The sequence below is a fragment of the Protaetiibacter intestinalis genome (assembly GCF_003627075.1).
GTDB lineage: Bacteria > Actinomycetota > Actinomycetes > Actinomycetales > Microbacteriaceae > Homoserinibacter > Homoserinibacter intestinalis.
On record NZ_CP032630.1, the window covers coordinates 2398118 to 2422132 of the forward strand.

The 24015-nt window shown below is 69.7% G+C and carries 29 protein-coding genes; 24 read left to right on the plus strand and 5 right to left on the minus strand.

Annotated features, from left to right (window positions below):
- The first annotated feature begins 5 nt into the window (after nt 1-5).
- The 18 genes from D7I47_RS11350 to D7I47_RS11435 all read left to right on the plus strand — a co-directional run bounded on the left by D7I47_RS11350 (nt 6) and on the right by D7I47_RS11435 (nt 13882).
- A complete protein-coding gene (locus D7I47_RS11350; protein ID WP_120763155.1) occupies nt 6-683 on the plus strand; it encodes an L-threonylcarbamoyladenylate synthase in 678 nt (225 codons plus the stop codon).
- Complete coding sequence (locus D7I47_RS11355; RefSeq protein ID WP_319592663.1) at nt 674-1939, plus strand: MraY family glycosyltransferase; 1266 nt, start codon at nt 674-676, stop codon at nt 1937-1939. Before D7I47_RS11350 ends, D7I47_RS11355 begins: the two co-directional genes overlap by 10 nt.
- Nucleotides 1939-2409 (plus strand): hypothetical protein, encoded by a 471-nt coding sequence (locus D7I47_RS11360; RefSeq protein WP_120763156.1) that lies wholly within the window; start codon nt 1939-1941, stop codon nt 2407-2409. The genes D7I47_RS11355 and D7I47_RS11360 overlap by 1 nt, the downstream gene beginning before the upstream one ends.
- A gap of 213 nt (nt 2410-2622) precedes the next feature.
- A complete protein-coding gene (gene atpB, locus D7I47_RS11365; RefSeq protein ID WP_264371272.1) occupies nt 2623-3318 on the plus strand; it encodes a F0F1 ATP synthase subunit A in 696 nt (231 codons plus the stop codon).
- A gap of 42 nt (nt 3319-3360) precedes the next feature.
- The gene (gene atpE, locus D7I47_RS11370) at nt 3361-3582 is read left to right on the plus strand and encodes a F0F1 ATP synthase subunit C (RefSeq protein ID WP_120763158.1); all 222 of its coding nucleotides are present in this window, start codon (nt 3361-3363) and stop codon (nt 3580-3582) included.
- A gap of 29 nt (nt 3583-3611) precedes the next feature.
- The gene (locus tag D7I47_RS11375; protein ID WP_120763159.1) at nt 3612-4175 is read left to right on the plus strand and encodes a F0F1 ATP synthase subunit B; all 564 of its coding nucleotides are present in this window, start codon (nt 3612-3614) and stop codon (nt 4173-4175) included.
- Nucleotides 4175-4963: a F0F1 ATP synthase subunit delta gene (locus D7I47_RS11380; protein WP_120763160.1), complete on the plus strand. Its 789-nt coding sequence runs from the start codon at nt 4175-4177 to the stop codon at nt 4961-4963. The genes D7I47_RS11375 and D7I47_RS11380 overlap by 1 nt, the downstream gene beginning before the upstream one ends.
- A gap of 54 nt (nt 4964-5017) precedes the next feature.
- Nucleotides 5018-6655, plus strand: coding sequence for a F0F1 ATP synthase subunit alpha (atpA, locus tag D7I47_RS11385; RefSeq protein ID WP_120763161.1), 1638 nt, complete (start codon nt 5018-5020; stop codon nt 6653-6655).
- A gap of 56 nt (nt 6656-6711) precedes the next feature.
- Entirely contained in the window at nt 6712-7611 is a 900-nt protein-coding gene (locus D7I47_RS11390) for a F0F1 ATP synthase subunit gamma (RefSeq protein ID WP_120763162.1), read from the plus strand.
- Between the two features lie 18 nt (nt 7612-7629).
- Nucleotides 7630-9096: a F0F1 ATP synthase subunit beta gene (gene atpD / locus D7I47_RS11395; RefSeq protein ID WP_120763163.1), complete on the plus strand. Its 1467-nt coding sequence runs from the start codon at nt 7630-7632 to the stop codon at nt 9094-9096.
- Between the two features lie 2 nt (nt 9097-9098).
- Nucleotides 9099-9356: a F0F1 ATP synthase subunit epsilon gene (locus D7I47_RS11400; protein ID WP_120763164.1), complete on the plus strand. Its 258-nt coding sequence runs from the start codon at nt 9099-9101 to the stop codon at nt 9354-9356.
- Between the two features lie 50 nt (nt 9357-9406).
- The gene (locus D7I47_RS11405; protein ID WP_120763165.1) at nt 9407-10003 is read left to right on the plus strand and encodes a hypothetical protein; all 597 of its coding nucleotides are present in this window, start codon (nt 9407-9409) and stop codon (nt 10001-10003) included.
- Nucleotides 10000-10884: a hypothetical protein gene (locus D7I47_RS11410; protein ID WP_120763166.1), complete on the plus strand. Its 885-nt coding sequence runs from the start codon at nt 10000-10002 to the stop codon at nt 10882-10884. The genes D7I47_RS11405 and D7I47_RS11410 overlap by 4 nt, the downstream gene beginning before the upstream one ends.
- A 30-nt stretch (nt 10885-10914) precedes the next feature.
- Complete coding sequence (locus D7I47_RS11415; protein ID WP_157981714.1) at nt 10915-11490, plus strand: hypothetical protein; 576 nt, start codon at nt 10915-10917, stop codon at nt 11488-11490.
- Between the two features lie 19 nt (nt 11491-11509).
- Nucleotides 11510-12058 carry a signal peptidase I gene (locus D7I47_RS11420; protein WP_120763168.1) on the plus strand — a complete coding sequence of 183 codons (549 nt, stop codon included), beginning with the start codon at nt 11510-11512 and terminating at the stop codon, nt 12056-12058.
- Nucleotides 12055-12606, plus strand: coding sequence for a hypothetical protein (locus tag D7I47_RS11425; RefSeq protein WP_120763169.1), 552 nt, complete (start codon nt 12055-12057; stop codon nt 12604-12606). The genes D7I47_RS11420 and D7I47_RS11425 overlap by 4 nt, the downstream gene beginning before the upstream one ends.
- Nucleotides 12607-12615: 9 nt before the next feature.
- Nucleotides 12616-13137 carry an AAA family ATPase gene (locus D7I47_RS11430; protein ID WP_120763170.1) on the plus strand — a complete coding sequence of 174 codons (522 nt, stop codon included), beginning with the start codon at nt 12616-12618 and terminating at the stop codon, nt 13135-13137.
- Between the two features lies 1 nt (nt 13138).
- Nucleotides 13139-13882, plus strand: coding sequence for a YaaA family protein (locus D7I47_RS11435; RefSeq protein ID WP_120763171.1), 744 nt, complete (start codon nt 13139-13141; stop codon nt 13880-13882).
- Here the strand turns inward: D7I47_RS11435 and D7I47_RS11440 are convergent.
- Nucleotides 13879-14466 carry a DNA-3-methyladenine glycosylase I gene (locus D7I47_RS11440; RefSeq protein ID WP_120763172.1) on the minus strand — a complete coding sequence of 196 codons (588 nt, stop codon included), beginning with the start codon at nt 14464-14466 and terminating at the stop codon, nt 13879-13881. The two genes, D7I47_RS11435 and D7I47_RS11440, sit on opposite strands and share 4 nt — an antisense overlap.
- Complete coding sequence (locus D7I47_RS11445; RefSeq protein ID WP_120763173.1) at nt 14463-15035, minus strand: methylated-DNA--[protein]-cysteine S-methyltransferase; 573 nt, start codon at nt 15033-15035, stop codon at nt 14463-14465. Before D7I47_RS11445 ends, D7I47_RS11440 begins: the two co-directional genes overlap by 4 nt.
- A gap of 108 nt (nt 15036-15143) precedes the next feature.
- Between D7I47_RS11445 and D7I47_RS11450 the strand changes: the two genes are divergently transcribed.
- A complete protein-coding gene (locus D7I47_RS11450) occupies nt 15144-16106 on the plus strand; it encodes an aldo/keto reductase (RefSeq protein ID WP_120763174.1) in 963 nt (320 codons plus the stop codon).
- Here the strand turns inward: D7I47_RS11450 and D7I47_RS11455 are convergent.
- From D7I47_RS11455 to D7I47_RS11465, 3 genes are read right to left on the minus strand one after another with little or no spacing between them, the layout of a single operon-like run.
- Nucleotides 16103-16543 (minus strand): hypothetical protein, encoded by a 441-nt coding sequence (locus D7I47_RS11455; RefSeq protein WP_157981715.1) that lies wholly within the window; start codon nt 16541-16543, stop codon nt 16103-16105. The genes D7I47_RS11450 and D7I47_RS11455 overlap by 4 nt on opposite strands.
- 3 nt (nt 16544-16546) lie before the next feature.
- Nucleotides 16547-17296 (minus strand): carboxymuconolactone decarboxylase family protein, encoded by a 750-nt coding sequence (locus D7I47_RS11460; protein WP_120763176.1) that lies wholly within the window; start codon nt 17294-17296, stop codon nt 16547-16549.
- Between the two features lie 5 nt (nt 17297-17301).
- Nucleotides 17302-18096: an N-acyl homoserine lactonase family protein gene (locus tag D7I47_RS11465; protein ID WP_120763177.1), complete on the minus strand. Its 795-nt coding sequence runs from the start codon at nt 18094-18096 to the stop codon at nt 17302-17304.
- Between the two features lie 242 nt (nt 18097-18338).
- Here D7I47_RS11465 and D7I47_RS11470 point away from each other — a divergent pair, with 242 nt between their 5' ends.
- From D7I47_RS11470 to D7I47_RS11490, 5 genes are all read left to right on the plus strand, one after another.
- Nucleotides 18339-19310 (plus strand): sugar ABC transporter substrate-binding protein, encoded by a 972-nt coding sequence (locus D7I47_RS11470; RefSeq protein WP_120763178.1) that lies wholly within the window; start codon nt 18339-18341, stop codon nt 19308-19310.
- 44 nt (nt 19311-19354) lie between these two features.
- Entirely contained in the window at nt 19355-20896 is a 1542-nt protein-coding gene (locus D7I47_RS11475; protein ID WP_157981716.1) for a sugar ABC transporter ATP-binding protein, read from the plus strand.
- Nucleotides 20893-21909: an ABC transporter permease gene (locus D7I47_RS11480; RefSeq protein ID WP_120763180.1), complete on the plus strand. Its 1017-nt coding sequence runs from the start codon at nt 20893-20895 to the stop codon at nt 21907-21909. Before D7I47_RS11475 ends, D7I47_RS11480 begins: the two co-directional genes overlap by 4 nt.
- Before the next feature lie 38 nt (nt 21910-21947).
- A complete protein-coding gene (locus D7I47_RS11485) occupies nt 21948-22676 on the plus strand; it encodes an SDR family NAD(P)-dependent oxidoreductase (RefSeq protein WP_120763181.1) in 729 nt (242 codons plus the stop codon).
- Nucleotides 22677-22746: 70 nt separating this feature from the next.
- A complete protein-coding gene (locus tag D7I47_RS11490; RefSeq protein ID WP_120763182.1) occupies nt 22747-23937 on the plus strand; it encodes an ABC transporter substrate-binding protein in 1191 nt (396 codons plus the stop codon).
- The last annotated feature ends 78 nt before the right edge of the window (nt 23938-24015 follow it).

The following is a 24015-nucleotide window of genomic DNA, read 5'->3' on the forward strand; positions in this document are numbered from 1 at the left end:
ATGCCATGGCGATCTACGACACGGGCGTCCCCGACCAGCTGCTGACGGGCATGCGCCTCGCCCGCGGCGCCATCGGGCGCGGCGAGCTCGTCGTGATCCCCACCGACACCGTCTACGGCCTCGCCGCCGACGCCTTCTCGGCCGAGGCCGTGCAGCGCCTGCTCGACGCGAAGGGCCGCGACCGCAGCGCGCCGCCGCCCGTGCTCGTGCCCGGCGTCGCGACCCTCGACGCGCTCGCGGACCCCGTGCCCGAGGAGGTGCGTCGCCTCGTCGAGGAGTTCTGGCCGGGTGGGCTCACCGTCATCCTGCGCGCCCGCGCGATGCTCGACTGGGACCTCGGCGACACCCGCGGCACCGTCGCGCTGCGCATGCCCTCCGACCCGATCGCGCTCGAACTGCTCGCCGAGACGGGCCCGCTCGCCGTCTCGAGCGCCAACCGCACGGGGGAGCCCGCCGCGCTCACGGCCGCGGAGGCCGAGCGGATGCTGGGCGACGCCGTCGCGGTGTACCTCGACGCGGGGGCGGCCGGTGCGGGGTACCCCGACGCCCCGGCGCACTCCGGGTCGACCATCGTCGACGCCACGAACCTCGAGCATCCCGAGGGCCGCCTCCGCATTGTGCGTCACGGCGTGATCCCCGACGAGGAGATCGTGCGCGTCGTGGGGGCCGAGCGATGCGCGTGATCGCCTTCGTCGCGGCGGCGGGCATCGCCGCGATCGTCTCGTTCGCCCTCTCGATGGTCATCTGGAAGCTCTCCACGCGCTACCGGCTGTACCCGAAGATCCGCGAGCGCGACGTGCACACCCGCCCCACCCCGCGGCTCGGCGGCGTCGCGATGTTCCTCGGTGTCGTGATCGCCCTCGGCATCGGATCGTTCCTGCCCTCGCTCGCCCTCGCCTACTCGCAGCCCATGCACGTGTGGGGGCTCATCGGCGCGGCTCTCATGATCGTGCTCATCGGGGTCGCCGACGACATCTGGGACCTCGACTGGTTCACCAAGCTCGCCGGGCAGATGCTCGCCGCGGCGCTGCTGGCCTGGTCGGGCATCCAGTTCCTGTCGTTCCCGCTGCCCGGCGTCGTCGTGAACCTCGCCTCGTGGCAGTCGCTCGTCATCACGGTCATCTCGATCGTGCTCGTGATGAACGCGATCAACTTCATCGACGGCCTCGACGGCCTCGTCGCGGGCGTCGCGATCATCGCCAACGGCGTGTTCTCCGTGTACGTCTTCATGCTCTCCACCGGGCAGCAGAGCGACTACTTCAGCCTCGCGCAGCTCATCTCCGCCGTGCTCATCGGTGCCTGCCTCGGCTTCCTACCGCTCAACTGGCATCCCGCGCGGCTGTTCATGGGGGATGCGGGGTCGATGCTCGTCGGGCTCATGATGGCCGCCTCGACGATCTCGGTCACCGGCCAGGTCGACGCCACCTCCGTCGAGGAGACGGTCGGCAGCGCCCGTCAGCTCGTGCCGGCGCTCATCCCGCTGCTCCTGCCGTTCACGATCCTCATCGTGCCGCTGCTCGACTTCGGGCTCGCGATCATCCGGCGTCTGCGGGCCGGCAAGTCGCCGTTCAGCGCCGACCGCAAGCACCTGCACCACCGCCTGCTCGACATGGGGCACTCGCACCTGCATGCGGTGCTCATCCTCTACGGCTGGACGGGCGCCGCCTCGATCGGCCTGCTGCTGTTCCTCTTCATCGACACCTGGTGGGCGGCCCTCGCGACGGCGCTCGGCCTGCTCGCCTGCACGATCGTGACCCTCGCGCCGCTCAGCAGGCGCAAGGCCGCCGAGGCGGCCGCCCAGAGCGCCGACCCGGCGCTCGACGACGCGGACGTCGCGCGCTTCGACCCGCTCGACGCGGCGGCGACGGACGGCGAGGCGCCGAGCGAGGACGAGGTGCGCGAGGTGCTCACGCGGCTCCACGAGAGAGAGGACTCCTGATGGGCGCGAACTCCGGCGATGCCGTGCAACGCGGGGCGCTGCGCTGGGGCGCCGTCGTGGCCGCGGTGCTCGCGGTGCTCGGCAGCGGCATCGGCTGGCTCGTCGACGGGGCCCCGGGGCTCGTCGGGGGAGCGCTCGGCGCCGGCATCGCCTTCCTCTTCGTCGGCACCACCGCGGCGAGCGTGCTCATCGCCTCGCGGGTGTCGCGGGGCAACATGCTGAGCCCCGCCTACCTCGGCATCGTGCTCGGCACCTGGTTCCTCAAGCTCGTCATCTTCGTCGTGCTGGCCCTCTGGCTGCGCGGGCAGGACTGGCTCAACCCCACGGTCTTCGCGATCGTCGCGATCGTCGCCGTGGTCGCCTCGCTCGTGGTCGACATGGTCGCCGCGATCCGCACCCGGGTGCCCTACGTGGACGTCGAACTGCCGGGTCCGGAGGCCACGGGGGACACCGACGACGCCGTCAGGTGACCCCCGAATCTCTGGTAATGTGAAAGCCACATCCCCTTCGATCGCCGCGTTTTGCACGCCCCGATTCTGGAGAGCATTCTGTCTCTACTTGCCACCCTCGTCCCGTTCGTCGCAGCCGACGATCCGGGCGACGGGGAATTCCACGGACCTTCGATCGATGAGTTCTTCCCGGACCCCATCCTGTTCGCCGGGACGCCGTTCGAACTGAACCGGGTGCTGCTCATCCGTCTCCTCGCGACGGCCGTCATCGTGCTGATCCTGTGGCTCGGCACCCGGCGCCTCAAGCTCGTCCCGAGCCGCGGCCAGGCCGCCCTCGAGTTCATCATCGACTTCGTCCGCACGGGCATCGTCATCGGCACGCTGGGTGAGAAGGAGGGCAAGCGGTTCATGCCGCTGCTCTTCACGATCTTCTTCCTGACGCTCGCGCTCAACATGACGGGAACCATCCCGGGCCTGCAGATCGCGAGCACGGGCCTCATCGGCCAGGCGCTCATCATGGCGGTCATCGCCTACGTGACCTTCATCTACGCGGGCATCCGCAAGCACGGCCTCAAGTTCTTCAAGAACGCCACCGTGCTGCCGGGCGTGCCGCTCGTGATCGCACCGGTCATCGCGGTGCTCGAGGCGCTGTCGACCTTCATAATCCGCCCGATCACGCTCACCTTGCGTCTCACGATGAACATGGTCGCCGGCCACATGCTGCTGACCCTCTGCTTCCTCGCGACGAACTTCTTCTTCGTCACCCTGCTCTTCGGGCAGGGGAGCGCCTTCGGCCTCATCGGCATCGGCACCTTCGCCTTCGGCACGGCCTTCGTCGTGCTCGAGATCTTCGTCGCCGGACTGCAGGCCTACGTCTTCACCATTCTGACCGCCATCTACATCCAGATGGCGCTCGCCGACGAGCACTGACCTCCCGGTCGGTCGCTTGCACCACCCCTTGAAAGGAAAACCATGAACATCGTTGGACAGCTCGCCCCGCTGGCGTTCGGTCTCGCCGTCATCGGCTCCGGTATCGGCGTGGGCCTGATCGTCGGCAAGACGATCGAGTCGGTCGCCCGCCAGCCGGAGCTGCAGGGTCGACTCCAGACCCTCATGTGGATCGGTATCGCGCTCACCGAGGCCCTCTGCTTCATCGCGATCGGTGTCGCGTTCATCCCGTTCCCCGCGCCGTAAATCCGCCCCCGCATCCGATAGGAGTCTGAATGCAGACCGCATTCATCCTCGCCGCTGCCGAGCCGGAGGACGGTGGCGAGAGCCACAGCATCCTCATCCCGGAGCTGCCCGACCTGATCTGGGGCTCGATCGCCTTCCTGGTCGTGCTCGTGGTGGTCATCTGGAAGGTGCTCCCGGCGATCAACAAGGCGCTCGACGAGCGTCGTGAAGCCATCGAGGGCGGCATCGAGCGCGCATCGCGCGCCGAGGCGGCAGCCGAGGCGAAGAAGGGCGAGTACGAGCAGGCGCTCGCCGACGCCCGCACCGAGGCCGCCCGCATCCGCGAGCAGGCCCGCACCGACGGCGCCGCGATCCTCGCGGAGCTCAAGGAGCAGGCGCAGGCCGAGGCTGCCCGCGTGATCGCGAACGCCCAGGTGCAGATCGAGGCCGAGCGCGCCGCAGCGCTCGTCTCGCTGCGCGGCGAGGTCGGCTCGCTCGCGCTCGACCTCGCGTCGGGTGTGATCGGTGAGAGCCTCACCGACGACAAGCGCGCCTCCGCGCTCGTCGACCGGTTCCTCGCCGACCTCGAAGCCAGCGAGAAGGCGGCCAAGTAATGGGAAGCGCGACCCGCAGCGCCCTCGCCACCGCGAAGGCGGCGCTCGACGCCGAGAAGGGCACCACGCTCGCGACCGGTGAGGAGCTCCTCGCCGCCGCCCGTGCCCTCGCCGGCTCGCCGCAGTTGCGGGCCGTGCTCGCCGACCCCGCCATCCCGGGTGCCGAGAAGTCGAAGCTCATCTCCGCCGCGTTCGCGCGCGTCGGCGCCGGGGCGGGCCGTCTGCTCGCCGTCGTCGCCGAGAGCCGCTGGTCGAGCTCCGACGAGCTCGTCGCGGGCGTCGAGGAGCTCGGCATCCGTGCGATCGCGGGCGCCGATGCGGCCGACTCGATCGAGCAGGAGCTGTTCTCGGTGGGCCGCGTGATCGGCTCCGACGCCGAACTCGAGCTCGCGCTCGGCAGCAAGCTCGGCGACCCGGCCGCCAAGGGCCGACTCGTCGAGAAGCTGCTCGCCGGCAAGGCCTCGCCCGCGACGACCGCGATCCTCGCGCACCTCGTGCAGAGTCCGCGCGGACGCCGCATCGGCGAGCTGATCTCGCTCGCGGCCCGGATCGTCTCGGACACCGCCGGCCGGCTCGTCGCGACGGTCACGACCGCGGTCGCGCTGTCCGACGCCCAGGTGAAGCGGCTCGGCGCCGCCCTCGCCGCGCAGTACGGCCGTGAGGTGCTCATCGACGTCGTGCTCGACCCCGCGGTGCTCGGCGGGATCCGTGTGCAGGTCGGCGACGAGGTCGTCGACGGCACCGTGTCCTCGCGGCTCAGCGACCTCCGACTCCAGCTCGCCGGCTGACGCCGGCCCCGAAAACCCCCGCGGTCACCCGCGAAACATCAGACAGGTACAGACATGGCAGACATCACGATCAGTCCCGACGAGATCCGCGACGCCCTCCGCGACTTCGTCGCCGGCTACCAGCCCGGCGCCGCGGCGACCACCGAGGTCGGCACCGTCGTGGACGCGGCCGACGGCATCGCCCACGTCGAGGGTCTCCCCGGCGCCATGGCCAACGAGCTGCTCCGCTTCGCGGACGGCACGCTCGGCCTCGCGCTCAACCTCGACGAGAACGAGATCGGTGTCATCGTGCTCGGCGAGTTCACCGGCATCGAGGAGGGCCAGGAGGTCACCCGGACCGGCGAGGTGCTCTCCTCGCCCGTCGGCGACGGCTTCCTCGGCCGCGTGGTCGACCCGCTCGGCAACCCGATCGACGGCCTCGGCGAGATCAAGGCCGAGGGCCGCCGCGCCCTCGAGCTCCAGGCACCCGGCGTCATGCAGCGCAAGTCGGTGCACGAGCCGCTGCAGACCGGCATCAAGGCCATCGACGCGATGATCCCCGTCGGCCGCGGCCAGCGTCAGCTCATCATCGGCGACCGCCAGACCGGCAAGACGGCGATCGCGATCGACACGATCATCAACCAGAAGGCCAACTGGGACTCGGGCGACGTCGACAAGCAGGTGCGCTGCATCTACGTCGCCATCGGCCAGAAGGGCTCGACCATCGCCGCGGTGAAGGGCGCCCTCGAGGACGCCGGCGCCATGGAGTACACGACGATCGTCGCGGCCCCGGCGTCCGACCCCGCCGGCTTCAAGTACCTCGCCCCCTACACCGGCTCGGCCATCGGCCAGCACTGGATGTACGGCGGCAAGCACGTGCTGATCATCTTCGACGACCTGTCGAAGCAGGCCGAGGCCTACCGCGCCGTGTCGCTCCTGCTGCGTCGCCCGCCGGGCCGCGAGGCCTACCCCGGCGACGTCTTCTACCTGCACTCGCGTCTGCTCGAGCGTTGCGCCAAGCTCTCCGACGAGCTGGGCGCCGGCTCGATGACCGGCCTGCCGATCATCGAGACCAAGGCGAACGACGTCTCGGCGTACATCCCGACCAACGTGATCTCGATCACCGACGGCCAGATCTTCCTGCAGTCCGACCTGTTCAACGCCAACCAGCGTCCCGCGGTCGACGTCGGCATCTCGGTCTCGCGCGTCGGCGGTGACGCCCAGGTCAAGTCGATCAAGAAGGTCTCGGGAACGCTCAAGCTCGAGCTCGCCCAGTACCGTGCGCTCGAGGCGTTCGCGCTGTTCGCCTCCGACCTCGACGCGACGAGCCGTCGCCAGCTCGAGCGTGGCGCCCGCCTCACGGAGCTGCTGCGTCAGCCGCAGTACTCGCCGTTCCCCGTCGAGCAGCAGGTCGTCTCGATCTGGGCCGGCACGAAGGGCAAGCTCGACAGCATCCCGGTGGAGGACGTGCTGCGCTTCGAGTCGGAGCTGCTCGACCACCTCGGTCGCAACACGAAGGTGCTCGACACCCTCCGCGACACGAACGTGCTCGACGACGCGACCGAGGCCGAGCTCGAGAAGGCGGTCGACGCCTTCCTCGTCGAGTTCCAGCCCGGCGGCGGTGTCGACCTCGACGCCCCCGGCCACGAGGAGTTCGCGGCGACGGAGGTCGAGGACGTCAACCAGGAGCGCATCGTGAAGGGCAAGCGCTGATCCGCTCCGGCGGTTCGCGCATCCACGATCGACACACCGACAGGAAGAGATAGGACATGGGAGCCCAGCTTCGGGTCTACCGGCAGAAGATCCGCTCTGCCCAGACGACCAAGAAGATCACCCGTGCCATGGAGCTGATCGCGGCGAGCCGCATCCAGAAGGCGCTCCAGCGGGTGTCGGCGTCGACGCCGTACGCCCGTGCGGTGACGCGCGCCGTCTCGGCGGTGGCCACGTACTCGAACGTGGGCCACGTGCTCACGACCGAGCCGGAGACGATCCACCGCGCCGCGGTGCTCGTCTTCACCTCCGACCGGGGGCTCGCCGGTGCGTTCAACGCGAACGTGCTGCGGGCGAGCGAGGAGCTCACCACCCTGCTCACCGAGCAGGGCAAGGAGGTCGTGCACTTCGTCGTCGGCCGCCGCGGGGTGAGCTACTTCAACTTCCGCAAGCGCACCCCGGAGCGCGCCTGGATCGGCGACACCGACGCGCCGAGCTTCGCGACCGCGCAGGAGATCGGCGAGGAGATCGTCGCCCGCTTCGTGCAGTCGACGGCCGAGGGCGGCGTGGACGAGATCCACATCGTCTACAACCGCTTCGTCTCGATGCTCACCCAGGAGCCCGAGGTGGTGCGTCTGCTGCCGCTCGAGGTCGTGGAGGGCGTCGAGGAGCCGGGTGGCGCCGAGGTGTTCCCGCTCTACGAGTTCGAGCCGGAGCCCGAGAAGGTGCTCGACGCGCTGCTCCCCGTGTACATCGAGAGCCGCATCTTCAACGCGCTGCTGCAGTCCGCCGCCTCCAAGCAGGCCGCGACGCAGAAGGCGATGAAGTCGGCATCCGACAATGCGGACAAGCTCATCCGCGACTACACCCGCCTCGCGAACAACGCGCGTCAGGCGGAGATCACCCAGCAGATTTCCGAGATCGTGGGCGGCGCTGACGCCCTCGGTTCGGCGAAGTAACGATCAGGAAGAGAAACCATGGCTACCGCTACCAAGAAGGCACCGGCGTCGGAGGCTCCCGCTGCGGGCGGCGTCGGACGCATCGCGCGCGTCACGGGTCCCGTCGTCGACATCGAGTTCCCGCACGACGCGATCCCCGACATCTACAACGCGCTGCAGACCGAGATCACCCTGAGCGGTGAGACGACGACGCTGACGCTCGAGGTCGCCCAGCACCTCGGCGACGACCTCGTGCGTGCGATCGCCCTGAAGCCGACCGACGGTCTCGTCCGCGGCCAGGAGGTGCGCGACACCGGCGGCCCCATCTCGGTTCCCGTGGGCGACGTCACCAAGGGCAAGGTCTTCAACGTCACCGGTGAGGTGCTGAACGCGGCCCCCGGCGAGAAGATCGAGATCACCGAGCGTTGGGGCATCCACCGCAAGCCCCCGGCATTCGACCAGCTTGAGTCGAAGACCCAGCTCTTCGAGACCGGCATCAAGGTCATCGACCTGCTCACCCCGTATGTGCAGGGTGGCAAGATCGGCCTCTTCGGCGGCGCGGGCGTCGGCAAGACCGTCCTCATCCAGGAGATGATCCAGCGCGTCGCGCAGGACCACGGTGGTGTGTCGGTGTTCGCCGGTGTCGGCGAGCGCACCCGTGAGGGCAACGACCTCATCCACGAGATGGAGGACGCGGGCGTCTTCGACAAGACCGCCCTCGTCTTCGGCCAGATGGACGAGCCCCCGGGGACGCGTCTGCGCGTCGCCCTCTCGGCGCTCACCATGGCCGAGTACTTCCGCGACGTGCAGAAGCAGGACGTGCTGCTGTTCATCGACAACATCTTCCGCTTCACGCAGGCGGGTTCCGAGGTGTCGACGCTGCTCGGCCGCATGCCCTCCGCGGTGGGCTACCAGCCGAACCTCGCCGACGAGATGGGTGTGCTCCAGGAGCGCATCACCTCGACGCGCGGCCACTCGATCACCTCGCTGCAGGCGATCTACGTGCCGGCCGACGACTACACCGACCCGGCGCCGGCGACCACCTTCGCGCACCTCGACGCGACGACCGAGCTCTCGCGTGAGATCGCGTCGAAGGGTCTGTACCCGGCCGTCGACCCGCTCACCTCGACCTCGCGCATCATGGACCCCCGCTACCTGGGCGAGGACCACTACCGCGTGGCCACCTCGGTGAAGGCGATCCTCCAGAAGAACAAGGAACTCCAGGAGATCATCGCGATCCTCGGTGTCGACGAGCTCTCCGAAGAGGACAAGATCACCGTCTCGCGCGCCCGCCGCATCCAGCAGTTCCTCTCCCAGAACACCTACATGGCGAAGAAGTTCACCGGTGTCGAGGGATCGACCGTGCCGCTGCGCGACACCATCGAGTCGTTCGACGCGATCGTGCGCGGCGACTTCGACCACGTCGCCGAGCAGGCCTTCTTCAACGTCGGCCCGATCTCGGACGTCGAGGCGAAGTGGGCGCAGCTGCAGAAGGAGAACGGCTGATCATGGCCCTCAACGTCTCCGTCGTCTCGGCGGAACGCGAACTGTGGTCGGGCGAGGCCAAGCAGGTCGTCGCCCGCACCACGGTGGGTGAGATCGGCATCCTGACCGGCCACGAGCCCGTGCTCGGCATCCTGGCGCCGGGGGAGTCGCGCATCACCACGACCGACGGCACCGTCGTCAAGGCGCGCGTGGAGGACGGCTTCCTCTCGGTGCAGGGCGACACGGTCACGATCGTCGCGGGCACCGCAGAGCTCGTCTAGCCCGCGCCTGCCGGGCATGTCAGACTCGGAGAAAACTCTCCGAGGATCACATGACTGAGAAGACCGGTGCGGGCGCGCGGGCGAGGTCGGTCGCGCTCGTGCTCGTCGGTCTGCTGCTGGGTGGAGCCGGTGCGGTGACCACAGCCGCGGCGTGGAGAGACGACGTGTTCCTCGGCGCCGAGGCGACTCCGTCGACGTTCGACATCCAGGCGCGCACGGGGACCGTCGACCGCCATCCGACCGACCCTGACATCGCCCCGGTGTGGACGCCGGGAGCCTGGTACGACGTGGGGCTACCCGGTGACCCCGACACGCTGGTCGTGCCGATCGTCGCTCCGACCGTCGGCGACCTGCACCCGCTGACGAGCTATGCGGTACCCATCGAGCTCTGCAACGACGGCGATGTGGACGGCGAGATCGCGGAGGCGATCATCACGACCGACACGGGGCTGGTCGAATTGACGAGCATCGATGTCGACACCATCGATGTGGGGACGACGATCCCGGCGGACTCGTGCGCGTCGGATGGCGCCGCCGAACCGCTCTTCGGGTGGATCCAGTTCACGACGACGGACTTCGGGCATGACCTCGACGGTAGTGCGGGGCAGTTCTCGATTCAGATCTCCGTGGTGGGTGTCCAGCCGTGAGCGCACGCGAGATGGGGCTCGTCGCGGCAGGGATGGTGACCGGTTTCGTGCTGGTCATGGGTGTGTCGAGCGGGGCTCTTTTCGCCACCGAGGCTGCGTGGGTGGATGACGGGAAGGCCATCGTCCCCGTCGAGGCCGGCGCCATCGCGGACGACCGTGAACTGCCCTTCACTTCGGGCGACGCCAACACGATCGTCGGAGACGATCCCGACGAATGGACCTGGACCAAGAGCGACAGCTCCGACGATCCGCCCGTTCCGAACGCCTTCTGCGCGGCGTTCGAAGTGTCCACGACGTCCGAGACGCCGGTGCCGTTCCGGGTCAGGGTGAATCTCGCCGTGCAGCCGTTCAACTTCCCGGCTCCGTTCGCGACAGGGGACTACACGAGCAATGTCTGGGTCGATCCCTTCTCGTCGTGGGAGGAGACGCCGGACTTCGTGAACACCGGGTTGGTGGACATCGTCCCCTTCGAGAACGCGACGATCTCGGCGAGCTCTCCGCTGACGATGAGGGTGTGCGCGAATGTGCCGGATCCGCCGTGGAGTCCGCCCGGGGACACGACCTACACAGTGCTCGCTCCCGTGCTGGACGTCAGCGGTGGGAACCCCTGCGTGACGCTGACGGTCGTGGGCCACACCCCCTACTTCCTCGGCTTCACCGCGAACTTCGACTATCACGCGCTGTTGGATGACGCCCTCACCGACGGCGTCATCACGCAAGCTCAATACGACTCGTGGTTGCCGCGGGTGTACTGGTGGGGGAGTACAGCCTCCGGTGTCACGGGAGCCGACCACCTCGTCACCTTCACCGGCTACAACGCCCTGACCCGATTCGTCAATCTGTTCTCGAACGTCGTCCTGACCGCCTGCACCTACAACTGATCACCACCCACCACCGAATAGGAGATCCACATGAACACCACACCAGCCCATGAGGGCCCGCGGCGTCGGGCCATCGCCCTTCGTATCGTCCTCGGAAGCGTCGCCGTGCTCGGCATCGGCGCGGCGGCCACCTCGGCTGCCTGGGTCGACGACGTGTTCTTCGGCGCGACCGCGACCGCGAGCAGTTTCGACCTGCAGGGCGCACCTCTCGGTGCGGCCGCGAACTGCGCTGCGGTGGCGGAGGGGGCCTGGGAGGACATCGCCGGCGGCACGGAGACCACCTCGACCGACTACGTCGACATCACCACCACGGCGCTCGGCGCGATCGCCCCCGATGAGACCTACACGGTGCCGTTCTGCCTGCGCAACGCCGGAACGATCGGTGGCGATATCGTGGTCACCGAGGTCACCGTATCCGGTGACCTGGTCGACGAGGGATACCTCGCCGACGCCGACGCCGATGCGACCCTGGCCTCTCCCACGATCGGCGCGTCGAATGCCACGGTCCAGGGCACGCTGACCATCGAGACCCCGGACACCTGGGACGACGGCGCCTTCGGTCTGGACGCCACCATCGTGATCCAGGTGACGGGGACGAGCGACTGACCCTCGACTTCCCGGTTCCGTGAGGACGCTCCGTCGGATCGGCGACACCCTGCTGTGGGTGCTCGCCTCCGTCGGCGTGCTCGCGGGACTGGTGTGGGCGGCGAATGCCGTCGGCTGGGTGCAACCGCTCATCGTCGTCTCGGGGTCGATGTCGCCGAAGATCGCGACGGGCGACCTGCTGTTCGCCGTGCCGGTGGAAGCCCGTGAGCTGCGTGTCGGTGAGGTCGCGACCCTGCCGAACCCGCAGACGGGCCGCTACATCACGCACCGGATCGTCGGGATCGAGCAGCTCGGGCAGGACTACCTCGTCACCATGCAGGGAGATGCCAACGGCACCCCGGACCCCGAGCCGTACCGCGTCGCCTCGGACGACAGGGTCTGGCATCCCGTGGTGACGGTCCCCGGTGCGGGGGCGGTGCTGGAGAGGGTCCTGCGTCCTGCGGTGATCGTCCCGGCCATCGTCGCCTTGGTCGCACTGATCGGGTTCACGATGGTGCCCTCCGGCCGTCGCCGGGCGCACGCCCATCGCGCGGGGGATCCGATCGATGAGCCGGGGGCGCGCGCATGAGACGGCGATGGGTCGGAACGGCCGCCTTCGCCACCGTCGCGCTGAGCGCGATCGGGTTGGCCGCGGGTGGTGCGGCGCACGCCGCGCCACCCGAGCCGACCGTCTTCCTGCTGGAGTTCGACCTCCTCGAGCAGGGAGTGCCGCAGACCCGCAGCGACGACTTCTCGCTCGGTCGTGAGGCTCAGCTCACCGGGTTCTCGTGGTTGGAACGCGAGGGAGTCATGCAGGATGTCGACCTGCGGATCGAGGTGTGCGCGTCGAGCGGCGTCTGCGTCGACCCGCAGAACCTGGCCGGACCCGTGACGTTCGCGGCGGGTGCCACGACGGTCACCGTCACGGCGACGCTGACGGCGCCTCCGGGAGAAGACCCGACCGGCAGCGTCCTCGGGCGACTGACCTTCACCGCGGACGACCGGTTGGGAGCGACCGGGGTGGACGTCGGCGCGGCGGTGATGTGGGCGGCTGCGGTGCTCATGGTCGGATTCCTGTTGATCGCGCTCGTGCGCTCACGCCGCTTCGCGGATCGCGCCGACGCCGACGCACCGTAGAGTGGAGCCATGCTCATCGTGATGGCGGGACTTCCGGCGGCCGGCAAGAGCACGATTGCCGAGGTGGTCGGCAATCGGATGGGGCTGCCCGTCGTCTCCGTCGATCCGATCGAGACCGCGATCCTCTCGGCGGGCATCGACGCCGACCAGCCCACGGGGCTCGCCGCGTATCTCGTCGCGGGGGCGTTCGCGGATGCCGTGCTCGCGGGCGGCGGCAGCATCATCGTCGACGCGGTGAACGCCGTGAACCCCGCGCGGGAGCAGTGGGTGAAGCTCGCCGAGGCGCAGAAGGCGGAGATCCGCTTAGTCGAAGTGGTCTGCTCGGATGCCGAGCTGCACCGTGAGCGCCTCGAGGCGCGTGCGGCGCGACTCGCCGAGACCGCGCTCCCGGGGGCCTTCGCGGTGGAGCAGAGCCTCGACGAGTGGGAGGAGTGGTCGGGGGCCAGCGGCGCCATCGCCCGCATCACCCTCGACTCGGTGGAACCCCTCGGCGTCAACGTGGAACGCGCGCTCGCGTTCCTGCAGCGCTGAGGTGCTGATCCTGCTGCCGCCCTCCGAGACCAAACGGGAGGGTGGGGAGCCGGGGAGCCGGCTCGCCCTCGGACGGCTCTCGTTCCCGGGCCTCGCAGCGGCCCGGCGGACGGCCCTCGTCGCGCTCGAGGAGCTCGCGAAGGATCCGGAGGCCTCGGCCGTGGTGCTCGGCCTCGGCCCCACGCAGGCGCACGAGGCGGAACGTAATCGCCGCATCCGTCGGTCGCCGGTGATGCCCGCGATCGACCGGTACGACGGCGTGCTCTACGACGCGCTCGACGCCGCGACGCTGCCGGATGCCGCCCGCGCCTTCGCGCAGGAGCACGTGGCGATCGCCTCGGCGCTGTTCGGCCTCACCCGCGCCCTCGACCCGATCCCGGCCTATCGTCTCTCGGCCGGCTCGCGCCTGCCCGGCCTGCGCCTGAAGCAGCTCTGGACGGCACCGATCGGCGCGGAGCTCGCGCGCACACCCGGGCTCGCGCTCGACCTCCGCTCCGAGGCCTATGCGGCGCTCGGGCCGGTGCCCGAGCGGGCTGACGCGCTCTTCGTGCGGGTGGTCACCGAGGACGGTGGGCGACGGCGCGCGCTCAACCACTTCAACAAGGCGGGCAAGGGACGATTCACGCGCGAGCTCCTGCTCGCCGGCATCGACCACCCGGACGCCGACTCGCTCCTCGCCTGGGCGTCGAGCGTCGGCATCCGCCTGGAGCCCGGTGCACCGGGTGAGCTCGACCTCGTGGTCTAGGAGGCGCGCCAGCACCCCACGAGGTGGTCGTCGACGAGACCCGCCGACTGCATGAGCGCATACATCGTCGTGGGTCCGACGAAGCGGAGCCCCGCCCGTTTGAGGGCGCGACTGAGCGCGGTCGCCTCGGCGGTGACCGCGGGCACCTCGGCGAACCCGGTCGGCCGCGGTCGGGGGTCGACCGGCACGAACGACCAGACGAGACGGTCGAGCGCGCCGGGATCGTCGGCGACGAGCGCCTGGATCACCCGGGCATTCGAGATCGTCGCCTCGACCTTCGCGCGGTTGCGGATGATGCCGGGGTCGGCCAGCAGCCGCTCGACGTCGTCGTCGTCGAAGGCGGCGACCGCGTCGAGGTCGAAGCCGCGGAACGCGACGCGGAAGGTAGGTCGCCGCCGCAGGATGGTGATCCAGGACAGCCCCGCCTGGAAGCCCTCGAGCGCGATCTTCTCGAACAGCGCCCGGTCGCCGTGCAACGGATGCCCCCACTCCTCGTCGTGGTAGCGGCGGTACTCGGGGTCGTCGCCGACCCAGCCGCAGCGGGCGAGATCGTCGTCGCCGACGACGAGCTCGGCGCGCGTCACGCGGCGGGCTCCTCGCCGGGGAGGTCGAGCATCGGTGCCGGGTCGGCCCGGAGCGCGCCCGGGAGCCTGTGCGGGATGCCCTCGTGCTCGAGCAGCCAGGACTTCGTGGGGATGCCCTCGCCGCCGGAGTACCCCGTGATGAGGCCGCTCGCGCCGAGCACGCGGTGGCAGGGGACGATGATCGGCACGGGGTTCGCGCCGACCGCGCCACCCACCGCGCGGCCCGCCGCCGGGCGGCCCGTCGTCTGGCCGAGTTCGCCGTAGGAGATGACCTCGCCCCACTGCAGTTCCACGAGCTGCTCCCAGACCGCGCGTTGGAACTCGGTGCCGGAGGTGAGCGACACGGGGACGTCGAAGTCGTGGCGGCGCCCGTCGAAGTACTCCCCGAGCTGCCGGGCCGCGAGCCGCGTCACGGCGTCCGGTCGCTCGTCGAGCTCGTCGTGGGGGAGCAGGCCGTCGTGCTCGATCGAGAGGGAGATGATCGCGGAGCCGTCGCCCACGACCTCGATGCGCCCGATCGGGCTGTCGAGACGCTGGAGCGCGACGGGCGGGGATGCGGGGGAGGTCATGGCTCGAGCGTAACCGCCGCCGCCGACGCCGACCGGCGGGAATCGGACATCGCGTGGAGGGGCGCCGCCGGCGCGGGTAGGGGAGGAGAGGACGCGTACGCTCGGGTCATGGACTCCCGCATCCTCGGCCCCTCGTCCCTGTCGCTCAGCGTCGTCGGACTCGGCTGCAACAACCTCGGCCGCGCCGGCACGGCGACCCTCACCCAGGAGGGGGCGACGGCCGTCGTGCATGCCGCCCTCGATGCGGGCGTCACGTTCTTCGACACGGCCGACATCTACGGCACCGAGTACGGCCTCTCCGAGACGCTGCTCGGCGAGGCCCTGCGCGGCAGGCGGGACGAGGCCGTCATCGCCACCAAGTTCGGGCACGTCGACTTCCCCTCGCCGCTCTCCGACGTCGGCCCGCGCGGCAGCCGCTCCTACCTGCGCGCCGCCGTCGAGGGATCGCTCCGTCGGCTGCAGACCGATCGCATCGATCTGTACCAGCAGCACACCCCCGACGCGGCGACCCCGGTCGAAGAGACCCTGGCTGCGCTCGACGAACTCGTCCGCGAGGGCAAGGTGCGCGCGATCGGTCAGTCCAACTTCGACGGCGTGCAGCTCCGGGCGGCCGACGACGCCGCGACCGCGCTCGGCATCATCCGCTTCGCCTCCGCGCAGAACGAGTACAGCCTCCTCGCCCGCGGCGCCGAACTCGAACTGCTGCCGGCGGTGCGGGAGCGGGGTCTCGGCTTCCTGCCGTTCTTCCCGCTCGCGAACGGGCTGTTCACCGGCAAGTTCAGCCGTACCGAGCGGCCTGCCGACACGCGGATCTCGCGCCAGCGCCCGCACATCGCCGAGAACGCGCCGTGGGATGCGATCGAGGCGATCGAGGCGTTCGCCGCCGAGCGCGGCATCGGCATCCTCGAGGCGACCTTCGGCTGGCTGCTCGCCCGCCCCGAGCTCACGAGCGTCATCGCCGGCGCCACGCGCCCCGAGCAGATCCGCGCGAACGCGGACGCGGGCACCGCCTGGCGTCCCACCCCCGAGGAGCACGCGTACATCGACGGGCTCTTCCCGCGGGCCGCCTAGTCCGTCGCATCCGCGTGCACGAGGCGCCCGCAGCTGTACACCGGATCGAAGCCGTAGACGACGAAGCAGTAGTCGAACGTCACCGGGTCGGTGATGTGGGCCTCGACCATGGCATCCTCACCCACCTCGATGACGAGGTGGCCGTTGGGCGTCATCTCCCCGCGCGAGGGCTCGGTCCGGGTGCCCGTCCTGTCGACGAAGGTCACGAGCGCCTCGAACTCGGTCGCGACCTCCGTGGGTTCGACGCTCATCGCGAGCACGCCGAAGCCGCGCTCGTCGAGCTCGCCCTCCCACTCGCCCGCCACCCGGAGCTCGGCGTGACCGACAGGGCCCGGGAGGGTCGTCGTCGTGGGGGCGGAAGCCGCGTCGACGGGAAGCGCCGCGCACCCGGCGAGCAGCGCCACGATGCAGGCAGCCGTGGCGGCTGAACGCTTCACCTCTCAGCCCCGCGCGAGCTCTCGCAGGATCGGGGCGGCGGCCGTGACGCTCTGCATCCCGATGACGCTCGCGATCTCCATGATCTCGAGGATCTCCTGCGGGGTCGCCCCGTACCCCAGGGCGTTCTCGATGTGGAGCTTGAGCCCGACCCGGTAGAGGTGCGTGGCCGAGGTGTCGAATGCGATGTAGACGAACTCCCGGAGCTTCGGACCGAGGGTGCCGTGCCGCCACGGGTGCGCCGAGAAATCGGTGTAGGCCTGCAGCAGCTCGGGGTCGAGTTCGAGCATCTCGTCCCAGGTCGGGTTCCAGTAGCCGCGGTCACGGGTGAACTCGGCCTTCACCTGCTCCTGGTACGCGCTGAGCGGTGCCGGCTCGGTGCGGTCGCCGCGCTCGGCGAGCACCTCGACGAGCACGGGCACGCCGAGGTTCATCGCGTGGATGCCGAGGGTCGCCGTGCACTCGAGCACCTCCATGACCTCGCCCGGGGTCGCCCCCGCGGCCAGAGCCGCCGCGACGTGCCGCCGGATGCCGGGGGAGTGCAGGTGCGTCGTCGCGGCGTCGACGGTCAGCGCCATGAGCGCGCGGGTCTTCGCGTCGAGATGCTGCTTGCGATGCGGCACTGCCGCGAAGCCGAGGTAGGCGGCGAAGAAGTCGGAGTCCAGCTCGAGGACGGCCTGCCATCCGTCGTCCCACGCGCCGTGCACGCGCTCGAACTCGGCCTTGAGCTCCTCCTGCCGTGCGGTGAGGGCCATCGCGATCAGGCCAGCACGGTGGCGATCTCGCCGGCCGCCCCGGGCGCGGCGGGGAAGCGGTCGCGCGTGCGCCCGTCGTGCCCGGGTACGACGGTGGCGCCGGTCTCGGCGGCGAGCTTCGTGATGAAGGCGAGCCCCGCCTTCATCTCCTCGAGGTCGGTGTAGGCGAAGAACGGCCACTCGTGCTCGACCTGCTCGTAGAAGTGGGCGGCGTCGACCGACAGGATGAGCCCGCCGGACGCGGTCTCGATGCGCGTCAGCAGCTCGCCGGGGCAGTGCCCGCCGATCGGGTAGACGGTGATGCCCGGATAGACCTCGGTCTCCTCGTCGACGAGCCGCAGTCTGCCCTCGGCCTCGGCGCGGTGCACGGGCGCGAGGTCGTCGACCGTCGAGAACTCGCCCTCGAGCTCGCCACGCTCCTCCTTGCCGAACCAGTAGTCGCGCTCGGCGCGGCCCGAGACGACCTGGGCGTTGGTGAAGAGACCCAGGTAGCCGATGTGGTCGTAATGGTAGTGGCTCGTGATGACCATCGAGACGTCGGCGGGATCGATCCCGAGGATGTCGAGGCCGCGCGGGGTAGGGGTGACGCTGATCTCCCCGAGCCAATCGAACTTGGGGATGTCGTAGCCGGTGTCGACGAGGATGATCGTCTCCCCGTCGCGGACAACCCAGAAGTTGTAGTCCATGTCGAGGTCGCCGTCGGGGAGACCGTACTGGGCGTAGTCGTGGAAGACGTCGCTCTTGCGGACGACGCGCTCGCCGTACTTGACCGACCAGACCGAGAGTCCGTTCGCGGGCATCTGTGAACTCCTTCGTTCATCTGGGGCGCAGGTGGGGCACGGCGCCCGATTCGCTGACTATACGATCGTCCGACAATCTGCGTCAACCGAATGCGCGTCCGGCCTGTCTACTTGACAGCCGCCAGGCGTCCCGTCTAGACATTGAATGATTGTACGACAATCGGACGGTCTTCCAATGAGGGGAGAGGGCGCGAGCGAGGAAGCTCCGCCTCCGGTCCGGACAACACAGCAAGGGGTTTGCAATGAAGCGAATTCTGGCGCTCGCGGCGGCCGTCGGCCTGGCCGTGGGCCTCACCGCCTGCTCGGAGCCCGCGGGAGGCGGGGGCGCATCCGACGACGGCACGAAGACCATCGGGGTCGTCGCGCTCGTCGCCACCGATGCGCTCAACGCAGCCGTCATCCAGGGCGTCACCGAGGTGGCGGAGGAGAACGGCTGGAAGGTGCACGTCACCGACACCAACGGCAGCGTCGAAGCCGCCAACGCCGCCATGATCACCTACTCGACCACGCAGAAGATGGACGCGATCGCCGTGATGGCGTTCCAGACCAACGCCCTCCAGGCCGGACTCCAGTCCGCGCAGGCAGCCGACATCCCGGTCGTCAGCTGGGGTGGCGAACTCGGCGCCGGCATCGTCGCGACGACGAGCGCCCGCGCGGTCGGCCAGGATTCGATCGACGCGCTGCTCGACGACTTCGGCGACGAGGGCGCGATCCTCGCGCTCACGTATCACACCGGCGTGCTCTGCCTCTACCGCGGCTACGCCTTCGACGACACCGTCGCGCCGCTCACCTCCCTCAACGTCACGCGCAACGAGGTCGCCATCCCCGGACAGGTCGAGGACGGCACGCGCTTCACCTCCGCATGGCTCGCGAGCAACCCTGAGGGCAGCGGACCGCTCGCCGTCTGGGGCGCCTGGGACGAGCCCGCGATCGGCGCGGTCGCCGCGCTGCAGCAGTCGGGACGCGACGACGTCCGGGTGTACTCGATCAACGGCGGACCTCAGGCGCTGCAGGCGGTCAAGGACGGCACCATCCGGCAGGTCGTCTGGCAGGACGGGCAGACCGAGGGCGCCGAGATGATGCAGGCCGCCGTGGACTACCTCGCCGCACCCGACGGGTGGGACCAGAAGACGATCGACGTGCCGGGCGTGGTCGTGACGGCCGACAACATCGACCAGTTCCTGACCGAGCACCCGAACGCGCTCAACCCGTGACACCCGACCGCACCGCCGAACCGACGCCGAGGACGGGAGGACACGTGACGCACACCGAGCACGACGCGCGCCTGCGCGTCCGCGGACTCAGCAAGCGGTACGGCGGTGCGGTCGCCCTCTCCGCGGTGGACCTCGACATCCACCGCGGAGAGGTGCACGGCCTCGTCGGTGCCAACGGCGCCGGCAAGTCGACCCTCATCCGGTGCCTCGCCGGCGTCGTGCGCCCCGACGAGGGGGAGATCCTGCTCGACGGAGAACCGCTCGAGCTCGCCACCCCGCGCGATGCGGAACGCGCCGGCTTCGCCTTCATCCACCAGGAGCTGAACCTGGTGCCCCACTTCGACGCCGTTGACAACATCCTGTTGGGGATCGACCAGCCGACGAGGCTCGGCCTCGTCCGCAGTCGGGAGGCGCGCGTGCTCGCGAAGAGCGCCGCGGAACGGATCGGCGCCGACTTCCCGCTCGACCGCCGCGTCGACGAGCTCTCGGTCGGCGACCGCTGGCTCATCATGATCGCGCGCGCCCTCGTGCAGAACGCCTCCCTCATCGCGATGGACGAGCCGACGGCGTCGCTGTCGGACCAGGAGAGCGCGTCCCTGTTCCGGATCGTGCGAGAGCTCGCCGCATCCGGCGTCTCCATCCTCTACGTCTCCCACCGCCTCGACGAGGTGCTCGACCTCTCGGACCGGATCACGGTGTTCCGCGATGGGCGGGTGACCGACCGTGCCGTGCGCGGCGACCTCGACAAGCGGGGCCTCATCCGCGCGATCGTGGGCCACGAGGTCAAGGCGTCGACGCGCCAGGCCCGTGACGCCGTCGACCGCTCGGCACCGCTCTTCGAAGCCGTCGGGGTGCGCGACGCGCCCATGGTGCGCGAGGTCTCGTTCTCGGTCTATCCGGGCGAGGTGCTGGGACTCGGCGGCCTCGTGGGAGCGGGGCGCACCGAAGTCGCCCGGCTTGCCTTCGGCGCCGAGAAGCTCGACGCGGGGCACTTCCTCCTCGACGGCGCCCCGTACGCGCCCCGCTCGGTGGCGAACGCGGTCGCGCGCGGGGTCGCCCTCATCCCCGAGGAGCGGCGCTCACAGGCGCTGCTGCTCGAGAAGTCGGTGAGCTTCAACGCGAGCCTCGCCGCCCTCGACTCCCTGAGGTCGCTCGGCCGCCTGCCCTTCGTGAGCGATCGCCGCACGCGCTCTCGAACACTCGAGATCATCCGCGCGCTCGCGGTCAAGACCGCGGGACCCGCCCAGAACGTGGGGCGGCTCTCCGGCGGCAACCAGCAGAAGGTCGTCATCGGCCGGTGGCTGTTGCCCGGCATCCGGCTCATCTTCTTCGACGAGCCCTCACGCGGCGTCGACGTCGGCGCGCGCGAGGAGATCCACGCCGCCATCCGCGATTTCGCCGCTCGCGGCGTCGCGACCGTCGTCATCTCCTCGGATGTCGAGGAGCTCGCGATGCTGTGCGACCGCGTCGTCGTGCTGCGGGAGGGCGAGGTGACCGGCGAACTCGAGGGGGCGGCGGTGACCGAGGAGAACATCGTCGAGCTCAGCTACGCACCCGTCCACGAACTGCAGGAAGTGACCAGATGACCCAGACCGTCCCGGTCGGCTCGGCTCCCGGGCTCACGCCCCGCACGAAGCGGACGCCCGGCCAGCTGACCCTCTTCATCCTTTCGCGCTACGGCACCCTCATCGGGCTCGCCCTCATGATCGTGCTGTTCACGGTCCGGGCTCCGTCCGCGTTCTTCAGCGCGCAGAACTTCACCAACATCCTCGCCCAGGGCTCGCTCACCGCGATCATCGCGGCGGGCCTCACGATGACCCTCGTGGTCGGCGAGTTCGACCTCAGCATCGGCTACACCGCGAGCTTCGCGGGGCTGCTCGTCGTGGGGTTCATGGCGCTGCAGGGGCTGCCGATCTGGCTCGCCGTGCCGCTCATGCTCGTCATCGGCGGGATCATCGGCGCGCTCAACGGCGTGCTCGTGACGAAGGCGCGCATCAGCGCCGTGATCGCGACACTCGGCGTCGGGACGATCCTCACGGGGCTCGGATTCGCGTACAGCCCGTTCCCGATCGTCACGAACATCCCGACCGAGTTCTCGCAGATCTCCCTCGGGCGGCTGATCCCGGGCGTCCCGAACTCGATCCCGATCATGGTCATCGTGCTGGCCCTGCTCTGGGTCGTGCTCAACAAGACCAACCTCGGCATCCGGATGCAGGCCGTCGGCGGCAACCCGGAGGCGGCGCGGCTGTCCGGCATCCGCGTCGACCGGGTGAAGATCTTCGCCTTCGCGACGGCCGGCGTCTGCGCCGCCCTCACCGGCGTCATGCTGTCGTCGCTGCTCGGCAGCGGCACGCTCGCGGCCGCCGACGGCTACCTGCTCGACGCGTTCGCCGCCGTCTTCCTCGGCTCGGCGACGCTGCGGGACGGCGAGTTCCACATCGTCGGCACCCTCGTCGGCGTGCTCGTGATCTCGGTCGGCTTCAACGGACTCAGCATCTTCGGCGCACCCTCCTGGGCCCAGCAGGTCTTCAGCGGCGGGATCCTCATCCTCGCCGTCGGACTCGCCACCCTCTCCCGTCGCTATCTGAAGACCAGCTGACGCGGACCACGCAACCGCACCACACGAAAGGAAAACCCATGGTGGATCGCATGACGGGCAAGGTCGCCCTCATCACCGGAGCATCCCGCGGACAGGGACGCGCGATGGCCGAGCTGTTCCTCGACGAGGGCGCCGCTGCCGTGATCTCGGGCGACGTGCTCGACCCCCGGGAGCCCGAGGGCAGCCGCGTCGACTTCCGGAAGCTCGACGTCACGAGCCCCGAGGACTGGGCGCGCGTCGTGGGCGACATCGTGGCCGAGCACGGACGCATCGACGTGCTCATCAACAACGCCGCGGTGTGCGAGTACGAACCGATCCTCGAGACGACGCTCGAGCAATGGGATCGCGTGCTCGACATCGACCTCAAGAGCATCTTCCTCGGGACGAAGGAGGTGCTGCCGCACATGATCGCGCAGCAGGCGGGATCCATCATCAACGTCTCGTCGATCTGGGGCCTCGGCGGCGTGCCGAACTCCTTCGCCTACCAGGCGGCGAAGGGCGCGATCCTCAACGTCAGCAAGAACGTGGCGACCACGCACGGCAAGGACGGCGTGCGCTGCAATTCGCTGCACCCGGGCTACATCCTCTCGCCGATGAACGAGCACCAGGCGCCGGAGATCAACGCCGCGCTCATCGCCGGCACCGTGCTCGGGCGTCCCGGCCTGCCGCACGAGACGGCGTACGCCGCGCTCTTCCTGGCGAGCGACGAGTCCAGCTACGTCACCGGCACCGCCCTCGTCGTCGACGGCGGGTACCTCGCCCAGTGACCACCCGTGGCGTCCACCCCCGACGCCTCGACCCCACCGAGAAGCACAGACAAGACAGAGAGGTTCTGCAATGAAGCGAATCGTCCCCGGTGTGGCCGCCCTCGCGGTCGCCACGCTCGCCCTCGCCGGATGTTCCGGTGATCCCGGATCGGACGGGTCCGGATCCGGCGACAAGATCGTCATCGGCGGGATCGCCGGCACGACGGGCGCCTACGGCGCGGTCGGCATCGCCGTCATCAACGGCACGCAGATGGCGGTCGACGAGATCAACGCGGACGGCGGCATCGCCGGACGCCAGATCGACTTCCGCTGGGACGACGACGCCGCCGACGCGACGAAGTCCTCCCAGCTGTTCCAGCAGTACGTGAGCGAGGGCGCGGTCGCGATCCTCGGCTCTCCCGACACCGGCCCCACGACCGCCGCCCTCGGCGATCAGATGCAGATCCCGGTGCTCGGCGCCGTCGACGACGGCGGGCTCACCGTCTACCCGAACGGTCCCGACGAGCCCCCGTACGCCTGGACGTTCAGCACCTCGCTCAACACCTTCGCCTGGGGCGGCAAGCTCGCCGAGTGGTCGATCGACAACTGCCCGAACGGGCTCGCGATGCTGCACGACCCCACGACCTACGGGCTCGGCGGCCTCGCCGGCTTCGAGATGGTGTTCGAGGAGACCGGGCACGACTTCGTCTACGTCGAGTCGATCACCGAGAACTGGGGGAGCGGCGCGACCGTCAACCTCGACGCCGAGATCCAGAAGATCGTCGACTCCGGCGCGAGCTGCGTCGAGGTGTGGTTGACCCCGGGTGACGAGGCGGCCTTCATGCAGGAGATCGCCTCGCTCGGCATCACCGACCTCAAGGTGCTCGGCAACGACGTCACCAACGCGGATGCGACCTTCGTCGATCTCGCCGGGCCGGAGGGCGACGGGATGATCTCGGCGCTGCTGACCTCCGACGTCTACCCGGACGAGCGGCTGTCGGCGTGGCAGGAGGAGTATCGCGGCCTGTTCGACGGACTCGAGCCCGGACCGTTCGCGGAGCTCAGCTACGACGCGGTCTACATCCTCAAGCAGGTCATCGAGGATGCCGACGGCGACACCTCGCCGGAGACCATCCGTGCGGGGCTCAACAAGCTCACCGACTTCGACGGCCTCACCGGCAAGCTCAGCTTCACCGAGCAGATCCACACGACCATCAACAAGGAGCAGCTGACGATGGTGCAGTGGAACTACGGCTCGAAGAAGTGGGAGCCGATGGAGTGAGTTCCGGCGGTTCCGGCGGAGTGGTGACGACTCCGCCGGGACCGCCGCCCAGCCGCCCAGCCCTGTCATCCGGGAACA